Below are 8,035 nucleotides of genomic sequence, written 5' to 3' on the forward strand. Positions count from 1 at the left end.
AGTCCTGTCGTGCGTCGTCTCGGGCGCAGGACTGGCCGTCCTGCCCCGGTACCTCTGCGAGGACGCCCTGCTCCGGCGCAGGGCCCGCCGCACCGCCCCCGGTCCGGCCCGCCGCCCGTCACGGGTCGAGGTCGGCGGCGGAGCGCTCCGCGAACACCGCCATGGCCTTGGCCGTCACCGGGCCGACCCCGGGAGAGACCTGCCTGCCGTCGATGTGCAGGATCGGCTGGACGTCGCGCCCGGTGGAGGTCAGGAACGCCTCGGAGACGTCCGGCAGGCGCTCCATGGGCACGTCGGCCTCCTCCCCGCCGAACCACTCCAGGACCAGCTCCCGGGTGATGCCCGCCAGCGGCCCCGCCGACAGGGGCGGGGTGACCAGGACCCCGTCGAGCACCACGAAGACGTTGCTGCCGGTGCCCTCGCAGAGGTTCCCGCTCACGTTGCGGAAGACCGCCTCGCTCGCGCCCCTCTCCTTGGCGTGGGCCAGGGCCCGCACGTTGTCCGCGTAGGAGGTGGTCTTGAGGCCCGCCAGGGCGCCGAACTCGTTGCGCGGCCAGGGGGCCAGCGCCACGTCCGTGTGCGGCGGGATCCCCGGGAAGGGGCCCAGCGCCACGATGACGGTCTGCTCGCCCGGCGAGCGGTCCGAGCCCAGCGGCCCCGCTCCGTCGGTCACGGTGATGCGCACACGGGCGTCGGTCAGCTCGGGGTTGGCGGCCACGGCCAGGCCGACGCCGTCGGCGATCAGCTCCAGGTCCGGCTCGGCCATCCCCAGGCCGGCGGCGGAGCGGGCCAGCCTCCGCAGGTGGCGGGTGAGCGCGAACGGGCGGCCGTTCCGGGACCGGACCGTCTCGAACACCCCGTCCCCCACGGTGATCCCGTGGTCGAGCGCGGGGATGCGCGCCTCGCTCTCGTCGACGACGGCGCCGCGGCCGTACCCGGCACCCGCGATCCACACCCTCATTCCAACCCCCAAGTTCTCAAGTGCCCAGGTCGGGCCGGTGTCTTCCCGATACTCCCACCTCGGAGGCCCCCGAGCCCCGGGACCTCCCTACCCGCCGCCCCTCCGGGTTGGCAAGGGAAGTGACCGGCACCGGCCTCCGGTCCGGTCACGGACCCGCCCGAACCCGCCCATCGCGACTGGTCACACGCCTCGGTTCGGAGCGCGGCCCACCCGGTACCCACCGTGTCGGCCGGACAGATAAGTTACGAATGACTATCATCTGGGCAACGCTTATGCGGGACCGGTCGCAGCTGATCAGAACTCTCCCTCCCGGCCGATCCTGCCGCACCCCCGGTGCGCGTGTCCCGTCACGCCCCGACAACCGACAGAGCAAAGAGAGACATGACCCCACCGAGCACCGCCCGCGGAGAACTCAGCTGGCTGCTGGACGACCTCCTCACGCGCGCCTCCGGAACACAGCACGCCATCGTCCTGTCCACCGACGGACTCCTCATGGCCACCTCCAGCGGCCTGGACCGCCCCGCCGCCGAGCACCTGTCGGCCATCGCCTCGGGGCTGCACAGCCTCGCGGGCGGTGCGAGCAAGCAGTTCTCCGCCGGCGACATCCGCCAGAGCATCATCGAGATGGACCGCGCCTTCCTCTTCGTCGCCGCGGCGGGCGAGGGCGCGTGCATGGCGCTGATGTCCGACTCCGACAGCGACGTGGGCCTGATCGCCTACGAGATGAACAAGGTCATCGAACGGGTCGGCCAGTACCTGTCCGCGCCTCCCCGCCCCGACATGCCCTCCACGCCCGCACACGTGGAGAACTGACTCCTGCCGCCGCGGCAGGTCGTCCGCAGGGCCTGCCACGGCAGGGCGCGGGCGCGTTCCCGCGTGCGCCCCGCCGAATCCGATTTCGCGCTTGGCCGGGAATCCGCTAGAGTTCTTAACGCAGCGAGGGGGACGCACGAGGGAGACCTCGGGGGTCGCCACCACTCGCCGCGCGGACGTGGCTCAGCTGGTAGAGCATCACCTTGCCAAGGTGAGGGTCGCGGGTTCGAATCCCGTCGTCCGCTCGCGAACGGTTCGGCTCCACCATTTCCGGATGGTGGAGCGGTACCGGTGCCGGGTCGTCAGCCCGGCACACATGCGGACGTGGCTCAGCTGGTAGAGCATCACCTTGCCAAGGTGAGGGTCGCGGGTTCGAATCCCGTCGTCCGCTCGGAGAGGCCCGCATGGGTGTCACTCGACGTTCCCCATGTCGTTTCCTGGCGGAGTGGCCGAGTGGTTGAGGCAAGGGACTGCAAATCCCTGCACACGGGTTCGATTCCCGTCTCCGCCTCGCAGTGCGCAGTACCTCATCCCCCGATGAGGGCGATTAGCTCAGTTGGTTAGAGCGCTACCTCGACACGGTAGAGGTCACAGGTTCGAGTCCTGTATCGCCCACCGGCATCATCCAAGGCCAGAGCTTCGGCTCTGGCCTTCGGCGTTTCCGGGGCCCGTACTCCCGGGAGCTTTCCGGGAGGCCGTCTCCGGGGCCGGTCCGCCCGGAGGGCGCCGGAGCCGACGACGCGGTCCCCCTCCCCTCGAGAGGCGGGGACCACGCGCGGGAGGCCCGACCGGGACAGGCCCTGCCGGGGACGCGGGGGACGCGTGCCGTCCCCGGCACGGGGGCGCGGACGGCGGGGGCCCGCCGGTACCGCGTGCCGGGGCGGGAGCGGTGCGCGCCGGCGCTCAGGCGCCGGTGCGGTCCCCGGGCCCCGGTTCGCCGTCCCGGACGGGGCCGGAGGCCCCGGAGCGGTCGCGGTCGTGCTCCCGGAGCCAGCGCACGAGGGAGGCGGCGACCAGGCTCAGGACGACGATCAGCGGGAAGGCGGTCACGACCGACAGGGTCTGCAACGCGTCGGTTCCGCCCGCGGACATCACCGAGACCGACACAGCCGCGAGGACGAGGGCCCAGAGCACGCGGTTGGGCCGCGAGGGCTCGACCTCGTTCGGCAGGTCGCGGGAGGTGGCCGCTCCCATGGTGTAGGACGCCGAGTCCAGGGTCGTGGCCAGGAAGACCAGCAACAGCAGCAGGAACAGCGGGGTGACGGCCCAGCTGAGCGGGAACGCCTCCAGAGTGGCGAAGATGGCGGACACCGCGCCCTCGGTCTCCAGCGTTTCGACGACAGGGGCCTCCCCCCGCAGCTCGAAAGCCATGCTGGAGTTGCCGAGCAGCGCGAACGACAGCCAGCAGCCCAGGCTTCCGAAGCCGCACATGCCGACGATGATCTGCCTGACGGTGCGGCCCTTGGAGATCTTGGCGCAGAACATGCCGACGAAGGGCCCGTAGGAGATCCACCAGCCCCAGTAGAAGACGGTCCAGACCTCCTCGAAGCCCGATCCGCCGACGGGGTCGGTGTAGGTGCTCATCCGCACGATGTTCTGGGCGAGCAGGCCGACGCTGTTGGTGAAGGTGTCGATGACGAAGACCGTCGGGCCCACCGCCAGGACCAGGGCGCCCAGAGCGGCGGCCAGGTAGAGGTTGAGGTTGGCGAGGCGCTTCAGACCGCGGTGCAGGCCCAGGGCGACGCTCCCGGCGAACAGCAGGGTCCACAGGCCGATGACGACGGTGTTGAGCGTGGCGCCCGGCTCGACCCCCAGCATGCGGGAGGCGCCCTCCGCGACGGTGGGCACGGCCAGGGCCAGCGAGGTCCCCGCCGCGCCGATCATCCCGAGGATGAAGAAGACGTCGATCACCCGCCCCGGCCAGCCGTCGACGCGGTCGCCGAGCACGCCGCGGCACGCCTCGCTCAGGCGCAGGCGGCGGACCCTGCGTACGTGGTAGGCGTAGGCGAGGGCGAGGGTGGGGACGCAGAAGACCGCCCAGGCGGTGGGGCCCCAGTGGAAGAGGGGGTAGGTCGCCGACCACTCGGCGGCCTCGGTGCTGTGCGGTTCGAGCTGGTACGGGGGAGCCCCGTGGTAGTGCGCCCACTCGATGATTCCCCAGTACATGAGGCCGCCGCCGATCGCGGCGGTGAAGATCATCGCGAGCCAGGTGGGGGTGGAGAACTCGGGGCGGTCGTCGGGGTCGCCCATCCTGATGCGGCCGTACCTGCTGAGGACCAGCCAGACGAGCAGTACCGCGAGCCCGGCGACGAACCACATGTAGGCCCAGCCCAGGTCGGACTGGAGCCGGGACAGGACGGCGCCGAGCAGGCGTTCACCCGTCCTCGGCGCGATCACGAACGGCGCGCTGAAGCCGATCACCATGATCAGCGCGGGCCAGAAGACTTTGTTGTCGATGTTCCATCGGATGACTCGGGTCACCTCCGTGGTCGAGGGCGCGGACCATCCAGTTACTACTGTGTTGCGTTTGACTAATCAACCAGTCGGTTATCGCATCGTTGCACTCCACCTCGCCCTCCTACCGCCGTCGGATCGCGGAAAGCGCATGGCGGTAAGAACTTCATGGGTTCGTCGCTGTCAAGCCGAAGCTTCTACAACGAAGTGGCAACCATGCACGCGTTGCGAAAATCGCTACATCGCTGTTACGTTCTCCCCCGTGAGCGACAACGTGGCCGACGACGTGCGCGGCAGGGCCCGTGAGGCGATCCGCCGATCCGGCCTCTCCCAGCGGCAGTTCGCGGCCAGACTCGGCATCGACCCCACCAAACTCTCCAAGTCCCTGACCGGCACCCGGCGTTTCACCGCCCTGGAGCTGGCGGGCATCGCCGACGAGACAGGGGTGACGGTCAACTGGCTGCTCAACGGCCGGGACGACGCCGAGACCGTCTCCGCGGCGCCGCGCGACTCGTCGGCGGTGAGGCCGCCGCCCGCGAGCCTGGCCGACCACCCGGGGGCCGCCCGGGAGCACAACCGCAAGCTCCAGATCATCGAGGCCGCCTGGACCCTCATCGCCGAGCACGGGTACCACTCGGTCCGCGTCGCCCAGGTGGCCCGGGCCTGCGGGACCTCCAGCGCCACCGTCCACTACCACTTCCCCACCCTGGAACACCTCCTCGTGGAGGCGCTGCGCCACTCGGTGAAGCAGGCGTTCGACCGCCAGGTCGCGGGGCTGCACACCGTCGGCGACCCGTACGAGCGCCTTCTCCGGCTCATCGAGCTCCAGCTCCCCGGTTCGGACCGGCTGCGGCTGGAGTGGTCGATCTGGCTCCAGGTCTGGACGGCCGCGGCGCTGAACCCCGAGATGCGGGAGCTGCACGCCGCCTCCTACCGGCGCTGGCACGAGACCATCGCCCGCACCCTCCGGGAGGGGAAGGAGAGCGGGGTCTTCGGTGATTTCGACGTCGAGGAGATGACCCGGCGCCTCACCGCCCTCATCGACGGCCTGGGGATCCAGGTCATGACCGGGATGCCCGGGCGATCCGTCGACCACATGCGCGACACCCTGCGGTCGGTCATCGACCGCGACGTCCTGGGGCACTGAGCCCTCCGGTGCCCCGCCCCTGCGGACCGCACGGCCCGACCGCGCCCCTTCCGGCGCCCGACGGCCCGCCCGGTCCGAGCCCGAGAAACCGCACTCAGAGAGACGGAGCACCGCCGTGAGCGACACCATGAACCACAAGCCCATCCTGACCTGCGCCCTCACCGGCGCGGGGGACACCGTCGGCCGGAGCGAGCACGTCCCCGTGACGCCCGCGCAGATCGCCGCCGCCGCGGTCGAGGCCGCCGGGGCCGGCGCCAGCGCGGTGCACATCCACGTCCGCGACCCCGAGACGGGCGCCCCCTCGCGGGACGGCGCCCTCTACCGGGAGGTCGTCGACCGCATCCGCCAGACCGGCACCGACATCGTCATCAACCTCACCGCGGGGATGGGCGGCGACCTGGTGATCGGCCAGGAGGACCCCCTCCGGTTCGAGGAGGGCACCGACCTCGTCAACGGGCTGGACCGCCTGCCGCACGTGGAGGAGCTGCTGCCCGACATCTGCACCCTGGACTGCGGCAGCCTGAACTTCGGCGACGGCAGTCATGTCTACATCTCCACCCCGGACATGCTGCGCGCGGGCGCCAGGCGCATCCAGGAGCTCGGGGTCCGTCCGGAGCTGGAGATCTTCGACACCGGCCAGCTGTGGTTCGCCAGGACCATGCACGCGGAGGGCCTGATCGACGACCCGACGATGTTCCAGCTGTGCACCGGCATCCCCTACGGCGCGCCGTCGGACCCGGGCGTCCTCCTGTCGATGGTGAACATGCTCCCGGAGGGCGCGCAGTGGGCGAGCTTCTCCATCGGCCGCAAGCAGATGCCGTGGGTGGCGCAGTCGGTGCTGCTCGGCGGGCACGCCCGGGTGGGCCTGGAGGACAACCTCTACCTCAGCCGCGGGGTGAAGGCCACCAACGGCCAGCTCACCGAGAAGGCCGTCGGCATCATCGAGCAGCTCGGCGCCCGGGTGGCCACACCGGACGAGACCCGCGCCATGCTCGGACTCCGCGGCGCGGCCTGACCCGCGGCCGACGACGAACGCCACCGCACAACGCCACCACATGAGGAGCACGATGACGGAGAACGCGAGAACCGCCCCCGGGGCCGTGCGCACGGTCGCCTGCGTCGGAGCGGGTGTCATCGGGGGCGGCTGGGTCGCCCACTTCCTGGGCCGCGGCTACCGGGTGGTCGCCTGGGACCCCGCCCCGGACGCCGGGAGCAGGCTGCGCGGGCTGGTCGCCTCGGCCTGGCCCGCCCTGGAGAGCCTGGGCCTGGCGGAGGGGGCCTCCACGGCGAACCTGCGGGTCGCCGACACGCTGGCCGACGCCGTCTCCGAGGCGGACTTCGTCCAGGAGAGCGCGCCGGAGCGCCTCGACCTGAAGATCGGCCTGCTGGCCGAGATCGACGCCGCCACCCCCGAGGGCGTGGTCATCGCCTCGTCCACCTCCGGCTACAGCATGAGCGAGATGCAGGTGGGGGCGCGGACGCCGGGACGGCTCGTGGTCGGCCACCCGTTCAACCCGCCCTACCTCGTCCCCCTGGTCGAGGTCGTCGGCGGTGCACGGAGCGAGCGGTGGGCCGTCGACTGGGCCTCGGACTTCTACCGCGCCGCGGGCAAGTCGGTGATCACCATGGAGCAGGAGCTCCCGGGGTTCATCGGCAACCGGATCCAGGAGGCGGCCTGGCGCGAGGCCCTGCACATGGTCGCCGAGGAAGAGGCGACCGTGGAGCAGATCGACCTGGCGATGACCAGCGGCCCCGGGCTGCGCTGGGCCTTCTTCGGCCCCTGCCTGACCTTCCACCTCGCCGGGGGAGAGGGAGGCATGGCGCACATGCTCGACCACTTCGGCCCGTCCCTGAAGTCCCCGTGGACCCGTCTGGAGGCGCCCGAGCTCACCGCCGAGCTGCGGGACCGCATGGTGGCGGGCACCGACGAGGTCGTGGCCGGGCGCTCCACCGCCGAGCTGATCGCCCAGCGCGACCGCCGCCTGATCGCGGTGGCCCGGGCACTCGAGGAGGTCGAACGCGAGGAGGCCGCCGAGCGGGCGGGGGGTCAGGCGTGAGCGCGGCCCTCGTCCGGCGGCTCCGTCCCGAGTGGATCGACTACAACGGCCACCTCAGCGAGGCCTACTACGTCCTGCTCTTCGGGTTCGCGACGGACGCGCTGATGGACCGGGTCGGCCTGGACGCCGCCTACCGGGAGCGGACCGGCTGTTCGCTGTACACGGTCGAGGCGCACGTGCGGTACCTGCAGGAGGTCGCCGCCGACGCCGAGGTCGAGATCCGCACCCGGGTGGTGGGCCCGGGCCCGGGCGGCCCCGCCGCCAAGAAGGCGCGGCTCTGCCACGAGATGCGGGTCGGCGGCGAGCTGGCGGCGACCGAGGAGCTCATGGCGCTCCACGTCGACCGGGGCCGGGGCCGGGCGGTGCCCTTCCCCGAGGACGTCGCGGCGGGCCTCGCGGCCCTCGCCGAGCCGGCCCCCGACTACGCGGGCCGCGCCGTCGGCGGGTAGCGCTCCCCCGGCCCGCGGCCGACGGCCGCTCCCGCGGGCGCGGGCGGGGGCCGGGGCGTAGCGGGGGGGTGCGGCGCCGACCCGCCGGGGGCCCGGGCCGCGGCGGGCCCCCCGGGGCGGGCTGCGCCCCGAAGGTACGGGCGGCACGGGGCGG

The 8,035-nt window shown here is 72.2% G+C and carries 7 protein-coding genes and 4 tRNA genes; 9 read left to right on the forward strand and 2 right to left on the reverse strand.

The features are described 5' to 3' along the window. Positions 1–118 precede the first annotated feature (118 nt). Positions 119–961 carry an aminotransferase class IV gene (locus ACWGL3_RS29135; RefSeq protein ID WP_355013339.1) on the reverse strand — a complete coding sequence of 281 codons (843 nt, stop codon included), beginning with the start codon at positions 959–961 and terminating at the stop codon, positions 119–121. A gap of 381 nt (positions 962–1,342) precedes the next feature. On the opposite strand from ACWGL3_RS29135, the gene ACWGL3_RS29140 reads away from it, so the two are divergent. The 5 genes from ACWGL3_RS29140 (at position 1,343) to ACWGL3_RS29160 (ending at position 2,389) form a co-directional block, all read left to right on the forward strand. Continuing rightward, complete coding sequence (locus ACWGL3_RS29140) at positions 1,343–1,774, forward strand: roadblock/LC7 domain-containing protein (RefSeq protein ID WP_267948760.1); 432 nt, start codon at positions 1,343–1,345, stop codon at positions 1,772–1,774. A gap of 172 nt (positions 1,775–1,946) precedes the next feature. Then, positions 1,947–2,019, forward strand: a tRNA-Gly gene (locus ACWGL3_RS29145). Between the two features lie 73 nt (positions 2,020–2,092). Then, a tRNA-Gly gene (locus ACWGL3_RS29150) sits at positions 2,093–2,165 on the forward strand. A 48-nt stretch (positions 2,166–2,213) separates the two neighbouring features. Continuing rightward, positions 2,214–2,285 (forward strand) — tRNA-Cys (locus ACWGL3_RS29155). A 30-nt stretch (positions 2,286–2,315) separates the two neighbouring features. Next, positions 2,316–2,389, forward strand: a tRNA-Val gene (locus ACWGL3_RS29160). Between the two features lie 288 nt (positions 2,390–2,677). Here the strand turns inward: ACWGL3_RS29160 and ACWGL3_RS29165 are convergent. Then, on the reverse strand, positions 2,678–4,255 hold the full coding sequence (locus tag ACWGL3_RS29165) for a BCCT family transporter (protein WP_352983422.1): 1,578 nt from the start codon (positions 4,253–4,255) through the stop codon (positions 2,678–2,680). A gap of 235 nt (positions 4,256–4,490) precedes the next feature. On the opposite strand from ACWGL3_RS29165, the gene ACWGL3_RS29170 reads away from it, so the two are divergent. The 4 genes from ACWGL3_RS29170 (at position 4,491) to ACWGL3_RS29185 (ending at position 7,881) form a co-directional block, all read left to right on the forward strand. Beyond that, a complete protein-coding gene (locus ACWGL3_RS29170) occupies positions 4,491–5,375 on the forward strand; it encodes a TetR/AcrR family transcriptional regulator (RefSeq protein WP_267948758.1) in 885 nt (294 codons plus the stop codon). Positions 5,376–5,490: 115 nt separating this feature from the next. Next, positions 5,491–6,390, forward strand: a complete 900-nt coding sequence (locus ACWGL3_RS29175; RefSeq protein WP_267948757.1) for a BKACE family enzyme — start codon at positions 5,491–5,493, stop codon at positions 6,388–6,390. Positions 6,391–6,442: 52 nt separating this feature from the next. Further along, entirely contained in the window at positions 6,443–7,432 is a 990-nt protein-coding gene (locus tag ACWGL3_RS29180) for a 3-hydroxyacyl-CoA dehydrogenase NAD-binding domain-containing protein (RefSeq protein WP_267948756.1), read from the forward strand. Further along, positions 7,429–7,881: a thioesterase family protein gene (locus tag ACWGL3_RS29185; RefSeq protein WP_267948755.1), complete on the forward strand. Its 453-nt coding sequence runs from the start codon at positions 7,429–7,431 to the stop codon at positions 7,879–7,881. Before ACWGL3_RS29180 ends, ACWGL3_RS29185 begins: the two co-directional genes overlap by 4 nt. The last annotated feature ends 154 nt before the right edge of the window (positions 7,882–8,035 follow it).

Source organism: Nocardiopsis sp. NPDC055824 (assembly GCF_053616335.1).